Source organism: Paenibacillus kobensis NBRC 15729, assembly GCF_004000825.1.
Classification (GTDB): Bacteria; Bacillota; Bacilli; order Paenibacillales; family Paenibacillaceae; genus Paenibacillus_T; species Paenibacillus_T kobensis.
This window is the reverse complement of sequence record NZ_BILZ01000013.1, coordinates 49,489-74,769: the sequence shown is the minus strand read 5'-3', so window position 1 is coordinate 74,769 and position 25,281 is coordinate 49,489. Positions and strand designations below refer to the sequence as shown.

22 protein-coding genes and 1 pseudogene are annotated in these 25,281 nt (G+C 53.8%); 17 read left to right on the top strand and 6 right to left on the bottom strand.

The window, feature by feature from the left end; genetic code table 11:
- Positions 1 to 102 precede the first annotated feature (102 nt).
- The 4 genes from PKO01S_RS10485 to PKO01S_RS10470 all read left to right on the top strand — a co-directional run bounded on the left by PKO01S_RS10485 (position 103) and on the right by PKO01S_RS10470 (position 3,658).
- The gene (locus PKO01S_RS10485; RefSeq protein ID WP_127531289.1) at positions 103 to 507 is read left to right on the top strand and encodes a hypothetical protein; all 405 of its coding nucleotides are present in this window, start codon (positions 103 to 105) and stop codon (positions 505 to 507) included.
- Positions 508 to 624: 117 nt separating this feature from the next.
- Positions 625 to 1,314 (top strand): DUF5819 family protein, encoded by a 690-nt coding sequence (locus PKO01S_RS10480; protein WP_127531288.1) that lies wholly within the window; start codon positions 625 to 627, stop codon positions 1,312 to 1,314.
- Between the two features lie 22 nt (positions 1,315 to 1,336).
- Complete coding sequence (locus PKO01S_RS10475; protein ID WP_127531287.1) at positions 1,337 to 2,683, top strand: DCC1-like thiol-disulfide oxidoreductase family protein; 1,347 nt, start codon at positions 1,337 to 1,339, stop codon at positions 2,681 to 2,683.
- Positions 2,684 to 2,917: 234 nt separating this feature from the next.
- Positions 2,918 to 3,658 (top strand): ABC transporter permease, encoded by a 741-nt coding sequence (locus PKO01S_RS10470; RefSeq protein ID WP_127531286.1) that lies wholly within the window; start codon positions 2,918 to 2,920, stop codon positions 3,656 to 3,658.
- 73 nt (positions 3,659 to 3,731) lie between these two features.
- Here the strand turns inward: PKO01S_RS10470 and PKO01S_RS10465 are convergent, their stop codons facing one another.
- From PKO01S_RS10465 to PKO01S_RS10460, 3 genes are all read right to left on the bottom strand, one after another.
- Positions 3,732 to 4,466, bottom strand: coding sequence for an ABC transporter substrate-binding protein (locus tag PKO01S_RS10465; protein WP_246070525.1), 735 nt, complete (start codon positions 4,464 to 4,466; stop codon positions 3,732 to 3,734).
- The gene (locus PKO01S_RS29335) at positions 4,463 to 4,648 is read right to left on the bottom strand and encodes a hypothetical protein (RefSeq protein ID WP_246070524.1); all 186 of its coding nucleotides are present in this window, start codon (positions 4,646 to 4,648) and stop codon (positions 4,463 to 4,465) included. The genes PKO01S_RS10465 and PKO01S_RS29335 overlap by 4 nt, the downstream gene beginning before the upstream one ends.
- Positions 4,649 to 4,885: 237 nt before the next feature.
- Entirely contained in the window at positions 4,886 to 5,872 is a 987-nt protein-coding gene (locus tag PKO01S_RS10460) for a metallophosphoesterase family protein (RefSeq protein ID WP_127531285.1), read from the bottom strand.
- A 263-nt stretch (positions 5,873 to 6,135) separates the two neighbouring features.
- Between PKO01S_RS10460 and PKO01S_RS10455 the strand changes: the two genes are divergently transcribed.
- From PKO01S_RS10455 to PKO01S_RS10430, 7 genes and pseudogenes are all read left to right on the top strand, one after another.
- Entirely contained in the window at positions 6,136 to 6,912 is a 777-nt protein-coding gene (locus tag PKO01S_RS10455) for a YheC/YheD family protein (protein WP_127531284.1), read from the top strand.
- Between the two features lie 152 nt (positions 6,913 to 7,064).
- A complete protein-coding gene (locus PKO01S_RS10450) occupies positions 7,065 to 8,189 on the top strand; it encodes a phosphotransferase family protein (protein ID WP_164779559.1) in 1,125 nt (374 codons plus the stop codon).
- Positions 8,190 to 8,288: 99 nt separating this feature from the next.
- Positions 8,289 to 8,939, top strand: a complete 651-nt coding sequence (locus tag PKO01S_RS10445; RefSeq protein WP_127531282.1) for a TVP38/TMEM64 family protein — start codon at positions 8,289 to 8,291, stop codon at positions 8,937 to 8,939.
- 55 nt (positions 8,940 to 8,994) lie between these two features.
- Positions 8,995 to 9,750: pseudogene (locus PKO01S_RS29330) on the top strand (threonine/serine exporter family protein); the annotation flags it as partial.
- Positions 9,748 to 10,239, top strand: a complete 492-nt coding sequence (locus PKO01S_RS29325) for a threonine/serine exporter family protein (protein ID WP_246070532.1) — start codon at positions 9,748 to 9,750, stop codon at positions 10,237 to 10,239. The pseudogene PKO01S_RS29330 and the gene PKO01S_RS29325, both read left to right, overlap by 3 nt.
- A gap of 423 nt (positions 10,240 to 10,662) precedes the next feature.
- A complete protein-coding gene (locus PKO01S_RS10435; protein WP_127531280.1) occupies positions 10,663 to 12,408 on the top strand; it encodes an ABC transporter ATP-binding protein in 1,746 nt (581 codons plus the stop codon).
- 174 nt (positions 12,409 to 12,582) lie between these two features.
- A complete protein-coding gene (locus tag PKO01S_RS10430; protein WP_127531324.1) occupies positions 12,583 to 14,589 on the top strand; it encodes an ABC transporter ATP-binding protein in 2,007 nt (668 codons plus the stop codon).
- A 59-nt stretch (positions 14,590 to 14,648) separates the two neighbouring features.
- Here PKO01S_RS10430 and PKO01S_RS10425 read toward each other — a convergent pair whose 3' ends face one another.
- The gene (locus PKO01S_RS10425) at positions 14,649 to 17,078 is read right to left on the bottom strand and encodes an ATP-binding protein (RefSeq protein WP_246070523.1); all 2,430 of its coding nucleotides are present in this window, start codon (positions 17,076 to 17,078) and stop codon (positions 14,649 to 14,651) included.
- Between the two features lie 86 nt (positions 17,079 to 17,164).
- Positions 17,165 to 18,034, bottom strand: coding sequence for a lipoate--protein ligase family protein (locus PKO01S_RS10420; protein ID WP_246070522.1), 870 nt, complete (start codon positions 18,032 to 18,034; stop codon positions 17,165 to 17,167).
- Positions 18,035 to 18,168: 134 nt separating this feature from the next.
- Here PKO01S_RS10420 and PKO01S_RS10415 point away from each other — a divergent pair, with 134 nt between their 5' ends.
- The gene (locus PKO01S_RS10415; protein WP_127531279.1) at positions 18,169 to 19,569 is read left to right on the top strand and encodes an MATE family efflux transporter; all 1,401 of its coding nucleotides are present in this window, start codon (positions 18,169 to 18,171) and stop codon (positions 19,567 to 19,569) included.
- Between the two features lie 62 nt (positions 19,570 to 19,631).
- On the opposite strand, the gene PKO01S_RS10410 is transcribed toward PKO01S_RS10415, so the two are convergent.
- Entirely contained in the window at positions 19,632 to 20,192 is a 561-nt protein-coding gene (locus PKO01S_RS10410) for a hypothetical protein (RefSeq protein ID WP_127531278.1), read from the bottom strand.
- Positions 20,193 to 20,409: 217 nt separating this feature from the next.
- On the opposite strand from PKO01S_RS10410, the gene PKO01S_RS10405 reads away from it, so the two are divergent.
- From PKO01S_RS10405 to PKO01S_RS10385, 5 genes are all read left to right on the top strand, one after another.
- A complete protein-coding gene (locus PKO01S_RS10405) occupies positions 20,410 to 21,987 on the top strand; it encodes a spore germination protein (RefSeq protein WP_127531277.1) in 1,578 nt (525 codons plus the stop codon).
- Positions 21,984 to 23,102 (top strand): GerAB/ArcD/ProY family transporter, encoded by a 1,119-nt coding sequence (locus PKO01S_RS10400; protein ID WP_127531276.1) that lies wholly within the window; start codon positions 21,984 to 21,986, stop codon positions 23,100 to 23,102. Before PKO01S_RS10405 ends, PKO01S_RS10400 begins: the two co-directional genes overlap by 4 nt.
- Positions 23,086 to 24,345, top strand: coding sequence for a Ger(x)C family spore germination protein (locus PKO01S_RS10395; protein WP_127531275.1), 1,260 nt, complete (start codon positions 23,086 to 23,088; stop codon positions 24,343 to 24,345). The genes PKO01S_RS10400 and PKO01S_RS10395 overlap by 17 nt, the downstream gene beginning before the upstream one ends.
- Before the next feature lie 5 nt (positions 24,346 to 24,350).
- Positions 24,351 to 24,578 carry a hypothetical protein gene (locus PKO01S_RS10390; RefSeq protein WP_127531274.1) on the top strand — a complete coding sequence of 76 codons (228 nt, stop codon included), beginning with the start codon at positions 24,351 to 24,353 and terminating at the stop codon, positions 24,576 to 24,578.
- A 280-nt stretch (positions 24,579 to 24,858) separates the two neighbouring features.
- Positions 24,859 to 25,281, top strand: a complete 423-nt coding sequence (locus PKO01S_RS10385; RefSeq protein WP_127531273.1) for an Lrp/AsnC family transcriptional regulator — start codon at positions 24,859 to 24,861, stop codon at positions 25,279 to 25,281.

Below are 25,281 nucleotides of genomic sequence, written 5' to 3'. Positions count from 1 at the left end.
TAATTTTAAGTGGATTCTAATTCCATTTTAAGGTAATGTGGAAAGCGAAGTTGATGTGCGCACATTTGACTCCATTATTATGATCGCTCGGGAGGACAGTTTGTGAATAAGAAAATGGTCGTATCAGCAGTTTTAGCTCTTTCTATTTTATCAGGAGGATCGGTGTTGGCCTCTGCCAACGCAACCCCTCCAAAACTCAAAGACACCCGGCAAATTAATACGGCGGTTGCCGTCGCACCAAGAGGAATTCCAACGCTCGCGGCAGTAAAAGCCGTGGCAAACGTAGCAACTAAAGCAGGTAGCGCCGTAGCGAGTGCTGCAACGAAAGCAACTTCCTACGTAACAAGTGCTGCAACAGCAGGTTACAAGTCTGCTACGACAGCTTATCAGCAAATAAGCGCAATTGACCGGCAAGCAGTGACTGACGCTGCAACAGATGCATTATTCGGAATCATAAACTATAGCAATAAAACGAAAGACTCTGAAATTGATGTTGTATTCGATTAATCTGTTACGACAGATTTAGGATAGATCTAACTGGTGCGGTTGTGGATTTCGTACGTAATCAATCGCACCAGGGGATCTATGAATTTAGTATTTCATTATTCGGGGACGTGATCAACCATGAAAAAGTCTTATAAAACGGACTCTTTGCCGCACCCAATCATATATATTGGTGCCTTCGCATTAATAATGGGTATAGTGATTCATTTTATTTTAACAATGCTCAATGTTGTTCCCTTTAATCCTGTTTCAAGACGGCTGCAACCAGTTCTGCAATTGCACTCATCCCTCTTATTCGCTCAAGACTGGCATTTATTTGCCCCGACTCCAATTAAAGAAAATCAAATCCTATATATGCAAGTAAAAATGAAGTCCTCCAATTCTGAGGATGTAATTACGTCAGAATGGATCGACATTACAACACCGCTTGTGTATGGAAACCAGTCCAACTTTTTTTCTCCCTTTAACAGAATGGCACGCATTCCGCAGGGTATTATACAGCATGTCTTTCATAGCGACGAGGTTAGTGAGTCCTATCTGAACCTCCATAAGAATGGAGAGCTCTCAGAGGAAATATCAAAAAATATGTCGGCTATTCAGCAAGCAGGATTGGCGAATCTGTATCGCTATACTTCATCCTATGCTAAGTACCTATATCCTAGTGGAAATATTATTGAGGTCCATCCTAAGCTTGTTATTGAAGAAGTTGTTCCATTCTCGAAGCGTTATGATAAAAATGTAACGAAAAAGCTGTCATATCTGGACTTCGAGTGGAAACCATTCGATCCGAACGTAATCTCAATTTACTGAAGCAAATGGAGGAGTTAGCGGAATGTTAGGTATAGAGAGGTCGATAAGGAGGCATAAAGTAATACCGTTTCAATCATTCATAGCCGATTTATGCTTGCCTCGCTATTTTGTGGGGGCAAGTTTAGCAAGAATCGGATTTGGTCTTATATTGTTATATAACTACTTAATCCATTATTCGCAGCGTTACTACTTATGGAGTAACTTCGGATATCAGACCAAGACTGCGAGCATATCTTTATATAATTTAGACTTAAACTTAGGCCTGTTTGATATCATATATCATTTAGGTATTGTTTTCACTCTTTTGTATATAGTTGGTTTTAAAGGGCGATTTACATCTATTATTCATTTTGTCCTTACTTACTCCTTTATTGAGAAGAGTTTGTACTTATCAGACGGGGGAGACAATTTATTAAGAATCGTATTATTTTATTTATTGTTTGCGAATGTAACGGCACATTTCTCTATTGACTCGCATCGCAAAAAGCAATTGATTCATCGCAATCCAGTTGTCATACAATTCAGAAATCTACTTCACAATTTGGCGGTCTTATGCTGTATCATTCAACTGGCCATTTTATATTTAACATCGGGTCTATACCAAGTAATGGGGGAAAATTGGGAAAACGGAACGGCCGTGTATTATATTATGCAAGTCGATCTTTTTTCAAATCCGGCACTTAGAAACCTTATTATACATAATGATTACATGATTGTACTTGCCACTTACTTTTCCGTTTTTATAAAGATAGCATTCCCTTTCCTGTTATTTAATAAAAAGACCAAGTATCTAATCGTCTCTTGTGTTGTGCTCCTTCATTTAGGAATAGGCATAATGATGGGACTTATCACCTTTTCTCTTGTCATGATCGTGATGGATCTTTTGCTTCTATCGGATAACGAATATTTTTCCATTGTCCAGAAGTCGAAGAGACTATGTCGTAAAGCAAAAGTGTCCTATTTGTTGCGTATTCGCAATCAGAGGGCAACAGCCTCGCAGTTTTTAGTTTTTTATGATGGAAGCTGCCCGTTGTGCCGGGAATCGGTTAGAAAACTAAATGTAATCAATATGAATAGGTTAGTCAGATATGTTTCTTTCAGAGACCCTTCTATTCTAACCCGCTATGGTATCGATCCGAGTAAAGCGGAGGCCCGAATGTTAGGATTGAACTTGTCAAATAACAAAATGTATGAGGGTATATACACCTTCGCACAGATTTTCAAAAAAAACCGTTTGTTAATTCCTATGTGGATATTTCTATATATTTTAGGTAAAATTGGTGTTGGCCAATCGATATATGATTACATAGCTCGAAGAAGATTTGTTGTTCCGATCGGTAAATGTGATTCCAATTGTCCTATTCGATAACGGAGGAAACTATGCGAATATTGAACGGAATGAAGCTGGTCATGAAATGGTTTCTTTCTATTCTTCTTTATATTGAGCCGGATATACCGCCTGCAAATGATGAAGAACGTAATCCGATAACGAGGTTACGCATCATACCGATCGTTGTTATTTTTCTATTAGCGGCGCTTGTACTATATATCAGGCTATGGAAGAATCATTAGTAATACTCTAAAGATAAGGTGTTGAATCCGATTGAGTTTTGTCATGCTTATCGCCAATGAATGTATGAAAATACATAGTCGCCGGTTTTTTTGGATGATCAGTCTCGTGCTCTTATGTATTGTCATTATGAGTGCATTGTTCGGTGATTATGAAGGTAGTGAAACGGGATTTGGTGATATGTTGATCGCAAACACGAATATTAATATCTTAATCACCTTTTTTATGGTTATCGAAGCAAGTAGAATAGTTGCTGCGGAATTTTCAACTGGAACGATCCGAATGCTGCTTATCCGACCAGTTAGCCGTACGAAAATTATGTATGCGAAATTCTTTGCTATATGCTTATTAACAGCTGCATTAATGGTAGGACTGTTGCTAACCTCATTTATATCTGGTTACTTCATATTGCCCTTGGGGTCTATTCGCGGTCCGGAATTGCTTAGCAGTTATCTATTAAATTACGTATTTGCATTTATCGCAATTTCCTTAGCTTTTATGATGTCAGCGGTCTCCAGAAGCTCTGCGACAGCAACCGCATTATCGATTGCATTGACATTCGGTTCGTTTATTGGAAACGCTTTGTTCATGTTCGGGGGCAATAACATTGCAAAATATTTCTGGCTGATTAATGCTGATCTCTCGCCCTACTTTGGTGATAATGAGCCCATACTTGACGGGATGACCCTTTCGTTTTCTATTACGGTGGATTTGATTTATCTTCTGTTGTTCCATGCTGTCGCATGGGGTGTATTTGTGAGAAGAGATGTTTAATTATAAGATATAAAGTAACAAAAGGGTCTGCTCCAAGCCGAATGGCGAGGAACAGACCCTTTATAATATCGGTCTATTTCACAAGGTTTTTCAGAACGTCATCAATCGTCTGCGTGTTGGCGATAGCGCCGCTGTACAGCCAACTGCTCGATGCCGGCAGCTCGTACAGATGGCCAGCCTTCACGGCAGGGAGGTTCTTCCACGTGTTATCGTTCAATACGCTGTCAGCCGCTGCCTTGTCGCTGTTGATAAGGAAAATGTGATCCGCATCAAGCTCAGCGAGCTTCTCGAGCGATATTTTGTTCCAGTTGGCCTTCTGGTCAGCCGGCAGCTCCGCAACAATGTTCGGCTGCTTCAGCCCGAGGTCCTTGTACAGCACTTCGCCGCTTGCGCGCGTCTCGTCAACGATGTAGAAAGTGTTCCCTACGAGCCACAACGCGGCTGCCGATTGGCCGTTTGCCGCTTGCTCCAGCTTCGCTTTCGCCTCCGCAGCTTTCGCCTCGTAAGCTTCCAGCGCTTTCGCTGTCTCATCCGATTTGCCCAACAGGTCGCCGATTTGCTTGAACGCTGCGCGCCAGTCGTGGGCAACCGCATCGCCGATTACGTAGGTTGGAGCGATTTTCGTCAGTTGATCGTATTTGTCCTTCGCGACTTCGGATTCCGATGCCACGATGATCAAATCCGGGGCGAAGCTCATCACCTGCTCGATCGGCAGATCGTAGCCGACCGTCGGCACGCCTTCCAGACCGCTTGCTTGCAGGTAGTCTTGAATGCCGTTCGGTACGGACCATTGCGCAGCCGGTTTCACGCCGAGCGCTGCCAGATGGTCTTCCAAGTACGATGCGATAATGCGACTGCCGTCTCTTCCTTCGCCATGCCTGCGTTGTCTGTGCTTTCGGCGTCCTTGTCTTTGCTGCTGCATGCCGACAGGAACATGGCGAGAATAAGGATGCTCATGAATACGATGCTGAGTTTGCTTTGTTTGTTCATTGCTGACATTAGCCTCCTGGGTTGTCCGTATATGCTCGAGTTGCCTTATTACCGGCTCGATATGTTGAGTCGTACGTAACGTTGTTATTTTATAACTCATCATAATGATAATAGTTATCATTATTAACGACGGGAGTTAGGCATGGGACGAATATAAAGCTGCAGCCCGGCGGTCAGCCAAACATGCAGCTTCATGGCATGGGCTGCATAAAAGGGCTAGACCGGACCGGGTATGGGCTAGCGCGCCAGCCTTTTCCGTATTTGAACGGACACTTCCTCGAATACGGAATGGTGAACCGGCTGAGCATCCATGCGTAGGCCGTCCTCCAACCGCAGCCATGTGCGGAAAGGCCGTCCGTCCTCGAACAGCTCGATGACTCTTGCTCCGCGCGGCATGTCGGCATGCCCGTATGCGTTGAATCCGGTTGCCCGGCCGTAGCACAACCGGATGCCGTGATGAGTGCCCCAATAGTCGTTCACGTGGTCATGGCCGACGAACACGCCAGCGATATCGCCCCGCTCGATCATGGCGGCGAACATGCCGGAATTGATGCGGGAGCAGCCGACGCCTTCGAAATTGTAGCCATAGCAGGTGCGGAAATCCCACATCTCCTGAAATTCGGGCAGCGGAATGTGGAAGAAAGCAAGCGCAGGCAGCGGCTTGCCGCCGTTAGCCGCTTCGTATCGGCGCGATTGTCCGATGTACCAGTCGATCTGTTCGCGCTTGATCCAAGCAGCGGCGCCGACCGAAGCCGGGGCGTAGCTGCCGGAATCGAGCAGGTACAGAACGGCGGCGGCGCTGCTGCTGCTTCTGCTTCTGTCATGGCTGTTGCGGCGGGCGATCGGCAGCGTATAGTTGCCGATTCCGCATGGCTCCTGCTCAGGCGGAACGACGCATCCCGGAAGCTCGCGTGCGAGCGCGGTCATTTCCTCGCGGGTGATGCCTTCCTCGGCATCGTGATTGCCGAACACGAACGCCCACGGAAGGCGCTGGTCCGCTGCCGCTGCGACGGCTTGCCGAAAGGCGGCTCTCCGGTCCCGGGCAAGTTCGCAATGAATCATGTCGCCGGTGAAGACGACGAGATCGGGCTGTTCCTCTTCGATGATGCGGTCCATAAGCAAGCGGCTTTGCCTATCTTCGGGATCGTTATTTTGCCAATGAAGATCGGTAATTTGAACGATACGGAACGTTCCGTCCGCGCGAAACGACAGTTGGGTGGTCATCGGACTCTCTCCTTAAGGGGGCTGATAATGGTTAAAAGCAGATGTTGTCGAACGATAAATAACGTTGGCACTTTTGATTGTTAATGCTGATTCGACGACCGGAAATAAATTCCTTCCTCAGAGGAAGAGAATCTGGAATTGGAAGGTTGAGAGGGACGGACGAAGGAACGAGATGCATGAGCAGTTGAAATAGGCAGGGAGGACGGCTCAACGCACAGGCGGACAGCTGCAGCGGCGCATATGGTAGCACGGGGTGAGCATAGATGTACACCAAGACGTACAAGAGCGCTGCAATATGGGGAAAGCATAAGGTGGTCCGCTATTTAAGCGCGGATGCCGAGCTTAAGCCGCTCGTTCCCGAGACCCTTACGCTGACAGCGGACCATTTGCGCACCATGAGCGAGCGGTTCGCTGCGTTATATATTAAACCGGATATCGGATCTCATGGGATCGGCATTCACAAGCTTGAGCGTACGGAGGAAGGCTACACGCTCTATTCCGTTCATGCCAAGCGGCAGAAGCAGCTGAAATTCGCGGCGTTAGACGAAGCATACCGGAGCATCCACAGACGAAAATGCGGCATGATCATTCAAGAAGCTGTTGCGATAGACCGGATCGACGAGCAGCCGTATGACATTCGGGCTATGGTGCAGCGCAAGCCGGGAGGCAGTTGGACCTGCACGGGCTATATGGTTAAGGTCGGGCAGAAGCAGCGGATCGTGACGAATTTTTATCAAGGCGGCCAAATATGGACGCTGAACCAGCTGTGGACCGCCAAAGCGTGCGCAGAAGAGCAGAGCCTGGAGCTCAGCGGGCAGCTGCAAGAGACGGCGCTGCGGATCGCGCGCAGACTGAGCAGCCAGAAGAACGGCATGCGGGAGATGGGAATCGATTTCGCATTCGACCAGGAAGGCAAGTTGTGGGTGCTGGAAGTGAACTCGAACCATCCGCAGTTTCATCCGCTTAAGAAGCTCGATCCCGCCGCCTATGCGCGCATGCTCGCTTTCGCCAGGGCGTACGGCCGCAAGACCGCGAAATAAATGTTAGGCCGTTGCCGAAACCGGGAACGGCTTTCTTCGTGCTGCCGGCTGGCGGCGCGGGCTCGAGGCAACGCTGCGATATCCGGCCTTTTCAACCGGAACGGCTGTGCTACAATAGGGACATCATGAAGAGGAACAGGTGCGGATGCGGAATGAGCAACGAGAAAGAATCGAATGCATACATAAGCGCGGATGAGATAGCCCAAGGTCTGGCCGTTATGGAGCGGGAGCTGCTGTACGCAGGATTAAACGGTTGCCGGGTCGAACGCGTTCAGATCGGACCGGACAGAACGGTCGTGTGCAAAATAACGCCTGATCTCGCACAGGCCGCCCGGGAGGCGCGCCTTTATGCGGATGTGCTGCCGAAGCTTCCGGACCTGTATCCGGCGCTGCTGGATTATGCCGAGACGGCGGACGCGGATGGAAGCAGACTCGCGTGGCTCGTATTCGAGGACGCGGGGGTGGTAACCCATACGTTCAACGAGCAAGCGATGGCCGAGTTGATCGGCTATATGGCGCAGTGGCATGCTGTGCCGACGGAAGGAGTGCTGCTCGGTTCCGAGCGCGGACAGAAGCCGGATTACGAGGAAATCGTGGCCGATCTGCTGACGGAGCTTGGCTGGAATTGGCGCGGCGGACCGACTGCAGGGGCTATGGAGAGGGAAGCTGGAGCGCATAGATCCGCAGTTGCAGGAGCCGCAGCCTCAGTAACGAACCGGCCTGGTACCAATGTTGCGGATGCATCGGAACCTGCTGGTGAAGCTCGCGGGGACGGATATTCTGAACCGCTCGTATTCGGATTGCCGGAGCATCTCGTCCTTCGCGTATACGGTCAGATGAAGCAGCAGCCGCCGGTTATCGTCTATCGGCTGTCGCATGGCGATCTGCATGCCGGCAATTTCGGAACGGCGGATGACGGCACACTCAAAGTGCTGGATTGGGAGCATGTACACCGGAACAGTCCCTATTGGGACTTGTATCATGCACTCGATATGTCGCATCCGATGTTTCCACGGACGATTGAGGATGAGGCGCGGGAGCGGCTGTTGGCTGCCTATTGGGAACAGGCGAAAGCAGGGAGCGTTCCGGCGGACCGGGAAGCGTTCATGCGCGAGTACAGCTTGTTCTCGGCTGTATTCTCGCTATGGATGCTGCGTCTAATCGCCAGCGATCTTGAAGGAGACGGCGGCCCTTGGCCGCGGGAGCGCTTGCTGCGCCAGCAGGAAGAGACGCGGGCCGCCTTCCTTCGCTGTGCGAAGCGGTTGCAGCAGGGATGAACGGCACGCCAGCGGCTCGGAGTGTAATTTTACATAAAATGTAATGCCGTGAGGGACGATACAATCGGATACAGCGGCTGCAGGAAGAGAGGTGACCGGATGGGAATATCGGAGCTCGTACACTATTGGTCGAATGAACAGCATTTGCTGGAGCTGCTTGACCGCTACCGGTCGTTAGGCCCGTTGCCTGGCGTCGCGCTGACGTTTATGAAATCGTTCGTCCCGCCGCTTCCGACGCTCGTCATCGTCGGGGTGAACGCGGCCGTATACGGCCTATGGCTCGGCTTTCTATACTCCTGGATTGGCCTCGTCGCGGGCTGCCTCGCTACTTTCTTGATCGTGAGACGGGTTGCGGGCCATCCATGGCTTGAGAAATATGCGCAGCGCCGCAAAGTGCAGCGAGGGCTTCAGTGGGTGAGACGCAATGCGTTCAGTTACGTGTTTATTTTAAGCATTTTCCCGGTCGGACCTTTCGTCGTGGTGAACGTGGCGGCGGCCATTGCCAAGATGCGGCTGCGTTCGTTCCTTCTTGCAGTCGGGGCAGGCAAAGTCGTGATGGTGTTCTCCGTTTCGCTGGTCGGTCACGACGTCGGCCGTTATTACCGCAATCCTGCTCTGCTGCTCTATGTTGTGTTGTTCGTCGCACTGTCGCTCATCATTATGAAGCGGATTGAACGGCGTTACTTGCGAGGCGGCGGGGTAGAACGGGATGCCGTCTTGGATACTGCGGCAGAGGCGGAAGCGAAGTAGAAGCGGGCGAGCGGCCTCACGACGAGGGAAGCATTATGCAGGCAGGGGGATCAGTATGGAGGCGTCAGAGCGGCAGAGGTTGGACCGGGTGACGGAAGTGTGCTTGTTGGCAGGCAAAATCATGATGCAGAGCGGCGGCGAGACGTACCGCGTGGAAGACACGATGATGAGAATCGCAGCCGCATACGGCATGCAGGACTCGCAGAGCTTCGTTACGCCGACAGGCATACTATTCGCCGTGGACGGGGCTTCGCCTGCGACACGGCTTGTCCGCATATTGGAGCGGTCTACCGATCTGAATAAGGTGACGCTCGTCAACGATATTTCCCGCCGGATCAGCAGGGGGGAGCTATCACCCGATGAAGCGTGCCGTCTGCTGCAACAAGTTGAGGAGGAAACAGCCGCTTACCGGCCTTCGCTGCAGATCGCGGCAGCTGCGCTGGCAAGCGGCTGTTTCCTCCTCATGTTCCAAGGCCGGATAGCCGATATCATCCCTGCAGTACTGGCGGGAGGACTCGGTTTCGCGGCGCTTATCTGGTTCCACCGGCTTGTGCCGGTCAAGCTGTTCGCCGAGTTCGTCGCTTCCGTCGTCGTCGGCTCGCTGTCGGTTCTGCTCGTGCAGACCGGCTTCGGCCATGACCTGGACCGGATCATTATCGGCTCCGTCATGCCGCTCGTGCCGGGGCTGCTGCTGACGAACGCAGTGCGCGACCTTATCGCCGGCCATCTTGTATCCGGCTTATCCAAGGGCGCGGAAGCGTTCCTGACCGCGTTCGCGATTGGAACGGGCATTGCCTTCGTATTGTCAGTGGGGTCCGGCGTTCCGTTGACCGTATACCGAGACCCGGCGCTGCCATGGGCGGGACATGCCGCTGCGAGCTTTATCGCGTCCGCTGCATTCGGCATCCTGTTCCATGCGCCAAGGCGCTCGCTTATCCAATGCGGGCTGTCCGGAATGCTCGGCTGGATCCTTTACGTGCAGTTGGCGGAGCGCATAGACGCCGTTCCGGCGACGCTGGCTGCCGCGCTGCTCGTCACCGTCGTCGCGCAGCTGTTCGCCAGACTGTACCGGACGCCGGTCATCATCTTCAGCGTCGCGGGCATTATCCCGCTCGTGCCGGGCGGCGTCGCTTACGATGCGATGCGCAGCGTCGTCGAGAACCGGTACGACGAATCGCTGCCGCTCGCCGCGAAAGCGTTCATGCTGTCTGGCGCGATCGCAATCGGGCTTGTGCTGTCCGAGGTCGTCAATCCGCTGCTGACGAGGCTCAGTGCAAGGAGAAGGCCGAATCTGCAGTAAAGTAGAGCGTGGTCGTCTCTTTTTGCGGCGATTTAGGACAAGCTTTTTTAAAAAATGTGACGTAAACGCTATTTCGTCCATTGACACCATTTTCTTGCGATGGTAAAGTTGCAGAAGGATTTTATTAATCGAAAGGAGGATTACCGCAATGATTAACGATGTTGTTACTAACGTTGGATTTACAGGACTTGGAACATTGATGCGTAATCCATCCGATCGCAGCTAACCCGGAATCTTTCTGACAACTGCGGCGCATGGTTACGCTACGTAATCGTGCGCCTTTTTTGCACCGCTCAACTCGAACATATGTTCTGAACGGGCGGAGAGAAGGCGTGCGGCCCGCTAGGGGCAGCGCGCCTTCGTGTGTTTCTCGGGCATAATACGGATCGGATGGATAGGCTAGGAAAGGACGGAATTATTCCTATGTTAACTGTATTGCAAAAGCTCGGATGGTTTTTCAAGCAGTACCGGAAGCGGTACACCGTAGCCATCATTTTACTTACACTTGTCGGCTTCTTGGAGGTTATACCACCTAGGCTGCTCGGCTATGCGATTGACGGCATTCAGCAAGGAGGGATCGGTGACGAAAGGTTCTACCTCGTGATCGGGACCTGGTTCGGACTGACGGCGGTCTGTTATGTCTTGACCTATGTATGGATGTATAAGCTGTTCGGAGGGGCCATCGTGCTGGAACGGCTGCTTCGGACGAGACTGATGAGACATTTTCTGCGCATGACGCCGACGTTCTATGAGCGCAACCGGACGGGCGACCTGATGGCGCGCGCAACGAACGATCTCGGGGCGGTCTCGACGACGGCCGGGTTCGGTATATTGACGCTAGTCGATTCCACAGTGTGGATGCTGACTCTCTTGTTCATGATGGCGGTGTTGATCAGCTGGAAGTTGACCCTGGCGGCGCTGCTGCCGCTGCCGCTGCTCGCACTGGCGCTCAAATATTTCGGAAGCCGCATTCACGACCGGTTCATGAAAGCGCAGGATGCGTTCGGCGAACTGAATGACCAGGTGCTGGAGTCGGTTGCCGGCATTCGCGTCGTCCGCGCTTATGTGCAGGAAGAGGCGGACCGGAGCCGGTTCCAGGCGAAGACGGAGGAAGTGCTGGGCCGCAATATCGAGGTGGCGCGCGTCGATGCGATGTTCGAACCGACGAACAAAATTTTGATCGGACTCAGTTACTTAATCGGGTTATGCTATGGCGCATACTTAGTGTTTCACAGTGAGATCACGCTGGGCGATCTCGTCTCGTTCAACTTTTTCCTTGGGATGCTCATCTGGCCGATGTTCGCGATCGGCGAACTGATCAACGTCATGCAGCGGGGGAATGCGTCGCTCGACCGCGTAACCGAGACTTTGTCTTACAAGCCGGACGTGGCGGATGGCGAATCGCTCGATATGGTGAGCACGCCGGATTCCATTGAGTTCCGCAATGTGACGTTCCGTTATCCGTCTTCGGCGGTCGACAATCTTGTAGACATGTCGATGAAGCTGAAGCGGGGCGAGACGCTTGGTATCGTCGGCCGAACCGGCAGCGGCAAGACGACGATACTCCGTCAGCTGCTCCGCGAATATCCGCTCGGCCAAGGCGCGATAACCGTGTCCGATACGCCGCTGGAACGGATCGCAGTCGATGAAATGTTGGGCTGGGTCGGCTATGTGCCGCAGCAGCCGATTCTGTTCTCCCGCACGATTCGCGAGAACATTCTGTTCGGATTGGAAGAGGCGACAGAGGATGATCTGCAGCGTGCGCTTGCCCGCGCTTCGTTCGCGAAGGATGTCGCGTTCCTGCCAGACGGTCTGGAAACGCTCGTCGGAGAGAAAGGCGTGGCGTTGTCCGGCGGCCAGAAGCAGCGGGTCAGCATTGCCCGGGCTCTTATTGCGAATCCGGAGATATTAATGCTGGACGATGCACTGTCGGCAGTCGACGCTCGTACCGAAGCAGAGATTATTGACGGCATTCGGACGGAGCGCGCCGGCAAAACCACGCTTATTACGACGCACCGTCTGTCGGCTGTGCAGCATGCGGACTGGATCATCGTGATGGAGGACGGACGCATTGCGGAAGAAGGCACGCACGAGCAGTTGCTCGCGCATGGCGGATGGTATAAGGAACAATACGAACGGCAGCAGTTGGAAGCGCTCGCTGAAGCTTAACCGCTGCGAGTCTCGCACAATCGATGAATAACGTTCCGGGCCGCGGGGCGGTTCGGATTGACTAAGGATACGGAAACGAAGGTGTTTACTTTGACTTCAACATTGACGAACTTGGAGCAGCCGGGGCGCAGCGGACCTAAGCCGCAGACCGCGAAGAGGCTGTTCCGTTATGCGATGCTGTATAAGCGTCCCATCATTATGGCGCTCATCCTGCTTGCATTAGCCGTCTGCGCAGAGCTGATCGGTCCGCTTGTCGCGCAGCGGATGATCGACCAGAACATACTGAGCATCGAGAAGCGGTGGCAGGAGGTGCCGGCCGGCACGAGCGGCGCAGCTGTCTATGGCGGCAAGAGCTATAAGCGCGAAGACCGGTTGACGGATGCCGAGCGGGGCGGAGCGACGGTCCGTGTGCTTCAATCGGGCAAGGACTATTATTTTATCGCAGGTGACGTGCAGCAGACCGAGGGCACTCGGCGTGTGGAGAACGGACAGCTGACGATTGCGTCCGGCACTGGCGAAGAGGCGAGCTATCCGGCGGCGAAGCTGACGAAGAGCGAGCTGTACCGGTTCTACAAGCCGGAACTGCCAAGGGTGCTGAAGATGGCGGGCGCTTATTTCGGACTGCTCGTCGTAGCGGCAGGTTTCACGTACGGCCAGCGGCTGCTGTTGCTGACGGCCGCCAACCGGATCGTGCAGAAGATGCGGGAGGACGTATTCGCCCATATTCAGCGGCTGCCGGTGTATTACTTCGACAACTTGCCGGCGGGCAAGGTCGTCTCCCGTATTACGAACGATACAGAGGCGGTGCGGGAGCTGTTCGTAGCGGTGCTTGCGAACTTCTTCTCCGGCATTGTATATATGACGGCGATATACGGCGGCCTATTCCTGCTTGATCCGCGGCTGGCGCTGATCGCGCTTCCGCTCGTGCCGATTCTGATTGTCTGGATCATCGTGTACCGGCGGTTCGCAGGACGCATTAACGAAGCGATCCGCAGCAAGCTGAGCGATATTAACGGCATGATCAACGAGTCGATTCAAGGGATGCCGATCATCCAAGCGTTCCGCCGCCAGAACAAGACGATGGAAGAATTCGACGAGATGAACAAGGATTTGTTCAACAACGCGAACAAGCTGCTGAGCTTGAACGCGCTCACGTCGCATAACTTGGTCAACGTCATCCGCAACGTGTTGTTCGCGACGGTGCTGTGGGTATTCTGGGGTGGCTCGCTCAGTTCTTATATTACGGTCGGCGTGCTGTATGCCTTCTTCGACTACATGAACCGGATGTTCCAGCCGATCGTCGGCATTGTGAACCAGCTGTCGAACCTGGAGACGGCGCGCGTATCGGCGGGCCGGGTATTCGCACTGCTGGACGAAGAGGGGACGGATGTCGTCACCGGCACGCAGCCGCGTACGAAAGGCGATGTGACGTTCGATAACGTATCGTTCGCCTACAAGGAAGAGGAATACGTGCTGCGCAACATTTCGTTCCACGCACGTCAGGGCGAGACGGTTGCGCTCGTCGGGCATACCGGCTCCGGCAAAAGCTCGATCCTGAACCTGTTGTTCCGGTTCTATGACGTCGAGCGCAGCAAGGGCAATATTAAAGTCGACGGCGTGGATGTACGCGATGTGCCGAAGCAGCTGCTCCGCCAGCATATGGGCATCGTGCTGCAGGATCCGTTCCTGTTCACAGGCACGATCGCTTCGAACGTCAGCCTCGGCAATCCGTCGATCAGCCGGGAGCGGATCGAACAGGCGCTGCGCGACGTCGGCGCCTACGACATGTTCATGCAGCTGCCTGGCGGCATTGATGAGCCGGTCGTAGAGAAAGGCGCGACGCTGTCCGCCGGCCAACGCCAGCTGATCTCCTTCGCCCGGGCGCTTGCTTACGATCCAGCGATCCTCATTCTCGACGAGGCGACGGCGAGCATCGATACGGAAACGGAGGCGATCATTCAAGCTGCGCTCGATGTGCTGAAGAAGGGGCGCACGACGTTCGTCATCGCGCACCGGCTGTCGACGATTCGCCAAGCAGATCAAATTCTCGTCCTCGACCGCGGCCGTATCGTCGAGCGCGGCAACCACGACGAGCTGATGGCGCAAGGCGGGAAGTACTACGATATGTACCAGCTTCAGCAAGGCGCTGGAGCAGCAGAATCGGCTGTTCGAATCGGCTGATGAATGCACACAGCAAAGCCCGGTCTTCTCAGAGGGAGAGGACCGGGCTTTGCTGTAGTTTATACGGCTTTGCTTAAGTTGTCGCCATTATCGCGCTTCCGGTTCGGCAGTACGATTACCGCGCGCGTGCCTTGGCCGACTGCGCTCTGGAATTGGAGCGTGCCTTGGTGCTGGGCGATGATCTGCTGACAGACCATTAAGCCAAGACCGTGGCCGTCCGCCTTGCGGGTGAAGAAAGGCTCTCCGAGACGGGCAAGATCGGCGGGCGGAATGCCGCAGCCTTGGTCCGCGATCTCGATGCGGATAGCGCCGGTTGTGCTGGTGACCGAATCCGGACCGTTGCTGATGCGGATGCTTAGACTGACGCCACCTGGCGAGGCTTGGATGCCGTTCTTAATGAGGTTCAGGAACACCTGCCGGAGCTGGTTCGGCTCGCAATACAGGTTCGCTAAGGCTGGCTCAAGGGTTACGTCGAACGTGATGCCGCCCGCCGCTGCCTCTGACTCCAGCAGCACGAGCGTATCCCTCATCACTTGATTGACATCGGCATGAACGTACCGGATCTTCTGCGGCTTCGACAGAATAAGAAATTCGCTGACGATCATATTGATCCGGTCGAGCTCGGCGAGCATGATGCTGATATGATCCGGATTGATCGTGCCCCGGCTGCTGCCGAGCTGAATGAAGCCGCGAAGGGTCGTGAGAGGATTGCGGATTTCGTGCGCAACGCCTGCCGCCAGCTGGCCGACGACGGACAGCTTCTCCGAACGGAGAAGTCGTTCTTCCGTCTTCTTGCGGCTCGTAATATCGCGGGAGATGCAGGCGATGGCGATAATCCGGCCGTCTTGGTCGTGAATCGGCGAAGCGGTAATGCTGACATCGATCAGTTGACCGCTTTTCGTATACCGTTCCGTCTCGAAGTTCGAAATCGGCTCCCCTTGCGAGATGACGTCGAGAAACAATTGCTTCTCTTGGATCCGCTCGGCGGGGACATTGTTGAGCGGTTTCCCGGCCGCTTCTTGAACGGACCAGCCGTACATATTTTCGAATGCATGGTTGCCCTGGACGACGTTGCGGTCCATATCGATGACATGAATGGCGTCGGACGTATGATCGATGAACGATTCCAAATACCCTTTGGTCGATCGAAGCTCCTCCATCGCGGACTCCAACTCGCTGGTATGCCGGATGAGGCTGGCCCCCAAGTTGTTGACGTCAGCGGCGAGCTGCCCGAGCTCGTCCTTGCTGTGCTGCGGGATAGGAGTCGAGAAGTCGCCCTTCGCCATATTGTTCACTTTGCGGAGGATGAGCTGCATCGGCCGCATGAGGGCGCCGGCCAGCCGGTAGCTGAACGCAAGCGTCAGCAGCAGCAATCCAAGCGAAATGGCAGCGAGCAAGAACACTTGCCGGATGAGCGAATGAGCAATGACGGCCATGTCGAATTGAACGCCGATAATGTAGGGATGTTCGTCTTGGACCGGGTATAACACTTTGAGCACGTGTTTGCCCTCTACCGTCGTCTTCATTGTGACCGGTTGTCCAGAATCTAGTGCCTGTCCAACCAGGGAGACATCGGCTCCATCTTTCAGCGTATACTGCCCGAATATGATCGCCCGGACGTCGAGATTGTGAACGAGCTCGCCCTGCTTGAACTTCAGAATCGGATCTTTCCCGAAGAAGCGGGGATCGAAGCCGGTAATATCGAGAAGCTCAGGGTAGTCAGCCCTTAACTGGCGAATGACCGCTTCCGTACCGTTCTGCTCGTCGAAGCTGATCAGCGACTTGGCATCAATGAAAGGGTTGATCATATAATTCGTCGTTCCGTCGTAATAGTAGCCCCACTTGTTGATGTGAGAAGGGTTCGATTTGGCGAAATTGATCGGTCCCGACCAGAAATGATCGAGTCTCTGTCCCTCTTGTACGGTCGTATTGCGATTGGCGAACAACTGCCGGAAAGCATCATAAAAGTAATCCATTGATTTCGAGCTCAAGCCGAGCTCTTCCGGATTGGATGATTTCACAATGACGATGTCGTCGTCCGTCTGGCGCCACAACGAAATATCGTTCACGTCCAGCTCTCGGCTTAGCTTCACGAGCTGTTCGCTGCTTATATTCGCAATGTCGGGGTCGAGTTGGCTCTTGGCCGCTATTGCAGCCGCGCGAAGCTTCTCGGCGAGCGATTGTTCGATCCGGCTCTGCGCCGCTTCGGATGATTCGACCGAGACACGGATCTGGTTGGCGATATGGAGCAGGTTCTGTTCGGCTGTCTTCTGCAAATGATTATTGGCAGCGGCATAATAGATGACGACATTCAATGTCAAAATGACGGCTACAACGGCGGATATCGCTAGCGACAGCTTTGCCTTAATCGACATGACAGATGCCCTCCAATCTGTATTCGTGCGTATATGCATGAGCATGTCGGATGCGGATAACGGTCCAGCGAAGACATGAATCACGTACAAATCGAATAAATGTCTATTCGACATTCTTCGACATAATCCTCCTTTTGAGGGCGATGGAGGATATTGCTGTTTCTGCCGCGCTTGGTAGCGTTAGCTAGAGGCTGGCTGCTCTAACGCAAGTACCGGCTGCGCAGCGATTCGATCATCGCTTGCAGCTCGTCCTGCTGCGGGAGCTGCAAGCGGGCGGCTGAAGCGGCGAGCGCATCCGGCTGCTGCCGCGAACGAACGACCGTCTTGATGCGTTCGGCGAATGCCGCCGCTGCGCCGGGTCCGATGGCGGTCAGTTCTTCAAGCGAGGCGGTGCTTCCGGGCACAACGCGCGGATAGGCGGTGCTTGGTTCGGCGCCGGCCGCCGCTTGATCATAGAAAGCGCGGATGGCTGCCGCGCGCATGCTTCCAGAGCCTTCGGCGACGATGAATGCTTGAATAATGAACGCCTTAGCCTGCCGCCGCTGCGCGATGCCGCAAAACTTGCGGCCGGCAATACTGAGATCGTAGTCGCCGGGACAATATGCGCCTTCGACCTCTCCCTTGTCTACGCGGGCACCGGCCGGGGCCAGCGCTTCAGCGATTAATTCGTACATTCGTTCGAAGTCCCGGTTGAACCGAGCTCCCGCGCCGCTGCTTGCCATCGGCAGAATAAGCGAGACGTTGACGACGCCGTCGTCAAGCGGAACGGCTGCGCCGCCTGAGCTGCGCACCGCCGTCTTGTAATGCTGCGCTTCCAGCGCAAGTAACGCCTCTGCCGCATGCGGCAGTCTTGCATCGCGCTGACCAAGGATGAAGGCGCCTGAATGCCGCCATATATGGCAGACCGGAGGGCCGCCTTCGCCTGTCCGTCTGCACAGCAGCTCGTCCAGTGCGAAAGCGTGCAGCGGATCATTAGCCCCGCGCAAATGGTCGTTCATCCGGTCGAGAATGAGCATGCCTGCGTATTCGTCCGGCGGGATTGTCGTATACTCGCTGCTCGATGTTTCCAATAGGCGCACCCCTCTCGTTTATTTCCTATTATTTTATCGTAAATTCGGTTGCAGCGATAATGCATTCCGTACGGGGCTGTGATACGATACCGAAGAATCAAATAGAGAGAGTAACGGATAGGAGACCATACATCATGTCGAACGCAACGGCAGCAAGCCGTGATTCGTCGCGGGAGATGAGCTTATTTCATCTGACGTGGCCTATTTTTCTGGAAATCCTATTATTTATGCTCATGGGGATTGCCGATACGCTCATGCTCAGCGCCTTGTCGGACAACGCTGTATCGGGTGTCGGCACGGCCAATCAATACATCATGATCGCGATGCTCATTCTTGAGGTTATCGGCAACGGCGCTTCAATCGTCGTCGCGCAGTACATCGGAGCGAAGAGCTACGAAGGCGCAGCCCGGATCTCCGCTCTGTCCGTCACGCTCAGCTTGGGCGTAGGCATCGTCATCAGCGCATTCTTCTTCCTGCTGAACGAGCCGTTAATGAGAGGAATGAATCTTCACGGGGAGACGCTCGATTACGCGGTCAGCTACATAGCGATCGTCGGCAGCTCGCTGTTCTTGCAAGCGGTCATTAATGCGGTTGCTGCAATCGTTCGCGTGCACGGATTTACGAAGGAAGCGATGTTCGTATCGCTCGGCATGAACATCGTTCATATTATCGGAAACTATATGCTGATCTTCGGTAAATTCGGCGCACCGGAGATGGGCGTCGAAGGAGCAGCCATTTCATCGGTCATCAGCCGGGCGCTCGCGGTCGTCGTCTTCTTCTGGCTCATGTACCGAATTATGAAAGTGCGGATCATGTTCCAATACTATCTGACGCTGTCGAAGGAGTATATCGGCAAAATATTAAAAATCGGCGTGCCCGCCGCGATGGAATCGGTTATGTACCAAGGGTGCCAGATGGTGTTCCTGTACTATGCGACGTTCCTGGGCGACCATGCATTAGCGGCAAGGCAATATGTGCAAAATATTTCGTGGTTCATCTACCTGTTCGGCTACTCCTGCGGTATCGGCACGTCCATCATCGTCGGCCGATTAATCGGAGCGAACCGGCAGGACGAGGCCTATAACCGCGTATGGCGCAGCATCCGTTCCGTTGTCGTCATTACGCTGATCGGCATTGCTCTGGCTGTTGCTTTCCGGTACCCGCTTATGGGCTTATTCACGAATGACGACGATATATTGGAGCTTGGAGCCCATTTGATGCTGTATACGATTGTGCTCGAGACCGGGCGGATGTGCAATCTCGTGCTCGTTAATTCGCTTCGCGCGTCCGGCGACGCCAAGTATCCGTTCTGGATCGGCACGGTGACGATGGTGGGCATGAGCCTGCCGCTCGGTTACTTGCTCGTGTTCCAGCTCGATATGGGCTTGCCGGGTATTTGGCTGGCGGTTGCGGCTGACGAGTGGATGCGTACCTTCATTATGTGGTTCCGCTGGCGGTCGCGTAAGTGGGAGAATTACGCTCTCGTGAAGAATGGCACGGCGGCAGAAGGGCAGCCGGCAGGCGCAAGCGCTTAGTTAACCTACAAAAATAAACAAACAAGGACGCCGCAGATTGGACCTGCAGCGTCCTTGTTTGTTTATGGATTGACCGCGATAATCCCGTACCGCTGAGGAGTCGATGCGGTTGCACCGAACCACATTTGGCCGGCTCCGGCCATTACGCCCTTCGCGTTGACGAACAGCTCGCCGGGCTTCTGCTGGCGGAGAGCCTCTTTCACGGGCGGCGTAATAATTTGCTCGTACTTGGCGATGAATTGCTCTGCGTTGTTGACCTGTTCGGACTTCTCCTCCGAGTAGTTGACCCGGATCGGATACAGGGCTAGCGCAGCTACCGCTTTCCGGTCGTCAGCGGCGATAGCGGTCTGTACTTTCGCGAACATTTGGTTGAAGGCTGTCGGATCGGTAATACCTGCGGCCTCATACGGGTTGCGCAGCGGTTCGCTGGCAAGCGATGCCGTAACCGTTTCTTTGTCTGCGGCTGCGGTCGTATCTGCAGAGGCGCTAGCCGCTGAGCTGGTGCGGCTGTCGTCCGGGCTGCCGCAGCCGGCAATGACGGCAAGCATTAGTGCCAGCAGCAAGGCTGCCGCGATACTTCCGGATCTCCCGTCCAAGCGGTTGCCGCTTCGATTTATGTTCATAAAGGTCACCCTTCCTTCTGACATGCATACCCGTTAGACGCAAAATGCCGGACAGAATGTTGCAAAATGCTGCACGGGGCCTGTTGGGAACATCGCTAGGATTCTCCAGCAACGGGGGAGATATGTGGGTTGCAGAGCAAATTTTCATAAAAATTCCTCTATAGGGAAACCTTTAGTCAACAAGACGGCGGTCTGACGGAAGTAGGTGCCTATAGTTATGGAATATAAAAGTCCGGCAGAAAAGGGGCCGAATTCACAAACGGGACGCGTTCCGGCGGCTAGCCTTGCGGAGAACGTTCAATATATGAAGGACCAGCTCCAATCGCCTGAGGACCTGTTGATTAAATCGATTGTCATGGCTGCAGGACAGAAAGGGGCGGTCGCCTGCATCGACGGTCTTGTCGATAAGCAGCTTAAGGTTCAAATCTTGCAGACTCTCATGCAGGAGAGGCTAAGTATTGACTCTGCTGGCGCAAAATCGAACGAGGCAGAGCAAGGGGCGGAGGAAGGCGACGGGAGCGGAGATGGGATGCCTGTCGAGGCAGGGAAAATTCCGGTGCAGGATGCGCGGTATTCTACGGATTGGGACGACATCCTGCTATCCATCTTGACAGGCGATACAGCGCTCTTCGTAGAAGGCGCGAAGGAAGTGCTGCTGCTTGGCAGCAAGGGCTGGAAGAGCCGCGCTGTCGAGGAGCCGCAGACGGAAACGATCATACGAGGACCGCGGGATGGATTCACGGAGGATATTCGGACGAATACGGCGCTCCTCCGCCGCAGAGTTAAAGACGTGAATCTGCGGTTCGAATCGTTCCGGATCGGCAGAAGGGGAAGGAAGGATGTTATTGTCGCGTACCTGAACGGCGTCGTGAATCCGCAATTGGTGGAGGAGGTCAAGCGCAGGATAACGACGATTGATATCGACGATCCGGAAGGCTCCGGCTATATCGAGCAATGGATTACGGACCGGTACTGGTCGCCCTATCCGCAAATCCTGAATACGGAGCGGCCTGACAAAGTGGCGGGCGCGATTATGCAGGGCAAGGTCGCCTTGCTCATAGACGGGACGCCATTCCAGTTGATTATGCCCATTATGCTGTCGTCATTCATTCAATCGCCGGAGGACTATTACCAGAACTGGATTCTTTCCAGCGTGCTCCGCATTTTGCGCGTGATATCGGCATTCGTTGCTTTATTCCTTCCGGGCCTCTACATTGCGTTGCTGGAGTATCATCATGGCTTGCTGCCGTCGAAGCTTGCTTTCTCGATTGCGGGCACCAGGGAAGGGGTTCCGTTTCCCGCGGTTGTGGAGACGTTCCTGATGGAGACGACGCTGGAGCTGCTCCGGGAAGCCGGCATCCGGCTGCCGAAGCCCATCGGTCAGACGATCGGCGTCGTCGGCGGCCTTGTAATAGGCGAGGCGGCGGTAACCGCCGGCATCGTCAGTCCGGTCATGGTCGTCGTCGTGGCCGTTACGGCAATCGCCTCGTTCGCCATTCCGTCCTATGGTTTTGCCGTGTCGATCCGGCTTCTGAGATTCGGTATTATGCTTGCCGCTGCCATATTCGGGCTGTACGGTATCGTGCTGGCTCTCATTATGAACTGCATTCATCTTGCGAACCTGAAGAGCTTCGGGGTGGCGTATACGGGACCGCTTGCACCATTGCGGTTAGGGGACTGGAGGGACTTTATTATCCGCGTTCCCGTTATGAACATGGTCAAACGGCCCGCTATTCTGGAGACGATGGACGAGGTTCGGATCAATACGGACGATCAAGGGGAGAAGAACAAGTGAAAACCGCTTCTTTCGGTGAACGGCCCGTGACGCCGCTGGAGATGAGTATGACGATCGCCTCGATGCTGATTGGGGTCGGCGTGTTAACACTGCCTCGCACACTGGCATCGGCTACTAAGTCTTTCGACGGATGGATGAGCATCGCCGGAGCAGGCTTAATCGCGATGCTGCTCGGTGCGCTCGTGTCCAGGACGGCGGTTAAGGCAGGCAACCAGCCTTTCCTGGAATATGCGTCGAGCTTGATAAGCAGGCCGCTCGCCTGTTTATTGGCTTTTTTTCAAATGCTGTACTTTTTGGGTTTCTCGGCTTATGAGACGAGAGCGATTGCGAACATATCGAAGCAGTATTTGTTCGACAGAACTCCGGTTGAGTATATTGCCCTTGCGTTCTTCTTGGTGATTGTATACGGCGTATCCGGAAGCCGGTCAGGGCTGCTTCGGCTTAATGTGATGTTTCTGCCGGCGGTGCTGTCTATTGTGGTCGTCGTCGTCGTGTTCGGCTACCGCTGGTTCGAATTCGGCAATCTGGAGCCTTTCTTCGTAACCGGCATACCCGGCTTGCTCAAGGGAATGAAGGAAGTCGTATTCTCTCTGCTCGGCTTCGAGATCATATTGTATTACATCGTGTTCATGGCTAGGCCGGAGAAAGCGCCTAAAGCGGTTGTGGGAGGCATTTTGGTTGCCGTTGTGATCGACTTGATCATCTACCAGCTTGCCATCGGCATTTTCTCGAACGTCGGCGCGATGAACATCATTTATCCGACCGTGGAACTGGCGAAGGAAATTCAATTCCCGGGCAACTTCTTCGAGCGGTTTGAATCGCTGTTCTTCGTGATCTGGATAATGACCATCTATAATACGGCCGTGATGGGCTTCGATCTGGCGGGCGAATGTATGGCGTTTCTGTTCAAACGAATGACCAAGAGAGTGCGCCATCTCATCCTTGCACCCGCGGCCATGATTATCTGCATGACGCCGAATAACCTGCCCCAGTTCGACTTGCTCGGGACGATGATCAGTTATTTGGCCGTTGGCGCGGGCGTTCTCATTCCATGCGGATTGCTGTTGCTGAGCGGCCGCAAGAAGGGGACAGCTGCCCATGCGGATACGAAGTAGGCGGCGAATTGCATTTTTGTTCGTCGCGAGTTCCATTGCTTTATCCGGCTGCTGGGATCGGGTAGAGATTGATCAGCGCGGCTTTATCGTCGGCGTCGGCGTAGATGCAGTCATTCAGGAGGTCGATGAGTCCTCCGCTGAAGAGGAGTCGGGAAGCACACCGTCCGGCGAACAAACGAATTCGGCGAGCAATAAGAAGCAGAACAAGAAGGCGAAATATAAAGTGACGTATCAAGTCGTGACGCCGAGCGGGATGAAGGCAGAGAACGCGAACGCACAGCCGACGGCTGCGTATTTCCATCTGACTGTGGAAGGGACGACGTTCTCGACGATGGAGGCCAACCTCGCGCAGCGCATGAGCCGGGCGCCATTCTTCGAGCATCTGAAGGTGCTTATATTCTCGGAAGCGGTAGCGAGGAGACCGGGCGATTTCGCGGAGGCGATTGATTATTTCCTGCGGGACAGCCAGATGCGCCGATCAACGAAAGTAATGGTCACACCCAATAAAGCATCGGAAATATTAAGCACACAGCCGCCGGGCGAGCGTCTGCCTTCGGCTTACCTGGAGCTTGTCTCCAGCAACGGGGCGAACAGCTCAAGGATACTGCCGCATACGAGAATCGGCGAGGTGCAGGAGTCTTTGTTGAAGAATAAAAGCTTCGGCATTCAGACGGTATCGAACGGCAGCCGTACTTACTCGACCTTAAACGGAACGGCCGTGTTCAGCGGCCGCTCGAACCGGCTGATCGGTTTTCTCGACGGGCGGGAGACGGCAGGGCTTAATTTCTTGCGGGACTCGATTAAGGGAGGGCATATCGAATTTCCGTATGGGGACGAGGGACGCGGCGTATTCATCGTGCAGCGGATGACGCGGCGCATGCGCGTCTCGTTCGGAAAGGACGGGCTGCCAGCTTTTGATTATCATATAGAAGTGCAGGGCTCATTGAACGAGGCTTATCAAATTCCGGATACGTTAAGCGAGAAAACCTTGTACCGGATGGACGAGTACGTGGGTCAGTCGATCAAGCAGCTGATAGAGAGCGCAATCGTCAAGCTTCAGAAGCAGTACCGATGCGATGTCATTGAACTTGCGGATTACATGTCAAGGAAGCATCACCGCTGGTGGAGCAAGCATCGCGGGCAATGGGAGAGGGGAGATGATCTGTTCTCGCAGGTTCCCATACACGTTCAGGTGAAGGCGCATATTCATCGAACCGGCAATATCAACATATCGGAGGAATAACGGACATGCCATTCATGTCGACGCTGCACAAACTATTGTCGTGGTTGCCGTCAAGGAGAGTGTTCTATGCGGCGCTGCTGCTGGTCGTCATTCCGCTGGCCTTCTACAAGCTGGCTGATCTATTGCGGAGCAACGATCCGCCTTGGAAGACGGACCAGGACGAGACGACGCGCACAAGCGGTCCGGCAGCGGCGAGTCTCAAGCCGCAGGACCAGTCATCACAGGGGAGCTAGAACGAGTTGGGGCTAGTTCGGCTTAGAACGACAATTCTTTCACTACAGTACGACTCGGAATGGTCATTGCCGGCCAGAACGAGTCGTATTTGGTTTGTTCCCTTTTTGAGCGGCGGTTGCGACAACCCCTTTTCTCAAGTTTCCATCCTCTTGGACGATGCAGTTATTGTAGTCATCCTAGGTAAGCGATTATAATGCCGAATAAGGATACGCTTACATAAGCTGGATAAAAGGAATTGTATGTATCGCTTTTGCAGCTAAAGGAATAGGGGGAATGGACATGAACGCGGGGCTTGATCATATCGATCTGGAAATTATCCGTCATCTGCAAGACAATTCCCGGGTGCAGTTGAAGCAGATTGGAGAGGCCGTCCATATGACGGGAGCTGCGGTGACGAACCGGATTCGCAGAATGGAGGATTTGGGAGTTATCGAACGGTATACCGTCAAGGTGAACGAGCGTCTGCTAGGCAACGGATTGTGCGTCTTCGTCACGGTCATGATGAAAGACTATGCCCATACGAAGTTTCAGACGTTCATACAAGGACGGGAGGAAATAAAAGAAGCTCACCGCGTAAGCGGAGAGCCTTGTTTTATTCTTAAAGTCGAGGTGCCGGACCACGATGCGCTGAGCCGGCTGCTCGACGATATTTTGGCTTATGGCTACTACAAAATCAACATCTCTATCGGCCAGATCAAGTAA